This is a genomic window from Mesorhizobium vachelliae (assembly GCF_033977325.1).
GTDB classification, from domain to species: Bacteria; Pseudomonadota; Alphaproteobacteria; order Rhizobiales; family Rhizobiaceae; genus Mesorhizobium; species Mesorhizobium vachelliae.
Genome location: NZ_JAVIIR010000065.1, coordinates 1 through 1,359, shown reverse-complemented (window position 1 = coordinate 1,359; position 1,359 = coordinate 1). Strand labels below are relative to the sequence as shown.

At 64.2% G+C, this 1,359-nt stretch carries 1 protein-coding gene; it reads right to left on the bottom strand.

The features are described 5' to 3' along the window. Entirely contained in the window at window positions 1–1,332 is a 1,332-nt protein-coding gene (locus RFM41_RS34025) for a UDP-glucose dehydrogenase family protein (RefSeq protein ID WP_320253515.1), read from the bottom strand. Between the last annotated feature and the right edge of the window lie 27 nt (window positions 1,333–1,359).

Genomic DNA, 1,359 nt, shown 5'->3' with positions numbered 1-1,359 from the left:
TCACGCCGCCATCCTGCCGATCGAGAAATATTCGATGCCGTAGCGGGCGATCACCTTGGGGTCGTAGAGGTTGCGGCCGTCGAAGATGACCGGCGTCGCCAGCGCGTCCTTGAGCGCGTCGAAGGACGGCGCGCGGAAGCTCTTCCATTCGGTGCAGATCAACAGCGCGTCGGCGCCGCGCAGCGCCGCTTCCTTGGTGCCGCACAAAAGCAGATCCTCGCGCAGGCCGTAGATCGCCTGGCACTCCTGCATCGCCTCGGGATCGTAGGCCTGCACCTTGGCGCCGGCCGCCCACAGCGCCTCCATCAGCGTGCGCGACGGCGCCTCGCGCATGTCGTCGGTGTTGGGCTTGAAGGCGAGCCCCCAGACGGCGAACGTCTTGCCCCTGAGCGCGCCCTTGAAATAGTGGCTGACCTTGTCGAACAGGACCGATTTCTGCGCATTGTTGCGCTCCTCGACGGCGCGCAGCAATTTGGCGTCGAACTTGACGCCCTCGGCGGTCTTGATCAGCGCGCGCACGTCCTTGGGGAAGCAGGAGCCGCCATAGCCAAGGCCGGGATAGATGAAGTGGTAGCCGATGCGCGGGTCCGAGCCGATGCCCTTGCGCACCTCCTCGATGTCGGCGCCCAGCTGCTCGGCGAGATTGGCCATCTCGTTCATGAAGCTGATCTTGGTCGCCAGCATGCAGTTGGCGGCGTATTTGGTGAACTCGGCGCTGCGCACATCCATCACGATCATCTTCTCGTGGTTGCGGTTGAACGGCGCGTAGAGCTCGCGCATCACCATCTCGGTGTCCTCGCTGGAGGTGCCGACGATGATGCGGTCCGGCTTCATGCAATCGGCGACCGCCGAGCCCTCCTTGAGGAATTCCGGGTTCGAGGCGACGTCGAAGGCGAGATCCTCGCGGCCGCGCTTCCTCAGCGTTTCGGCGATCCTGGCCTTCACCTTCTCGCAAGTGCCGACCGGCACGGTCGACTTGCCGACGACGATCTTGGGTGCGTCCATCTCGCGGCCGATGGTCTCGGCGACGGCCAGCACATATTTCAGATCGGCCGAGCCATCCTCGCCGGGCGGCGTGCCGACCGCGATCATCTGGATCTGGCCATGCCGGACCGCCGCCGCCGCATCCGTGGTGAAGCGGATGCGGCCGGCCGCGTGGTTTTCCTTGACGAGGCTTTCCAGCCCCGGTTCGAAAATCGGGACCAAACCCTGGTTGAGCCGCTCCACCTTCTTCTCGTCGATATCGACGCACACCACCTCGTGGCCGACCTCGGCAAGCACAGCGGCCTGGACCAGACCGACATAGCCAATCCCAAACACCGTCAAATTCATTTGGTTCTATTTCCTGTCAAAGGCCGG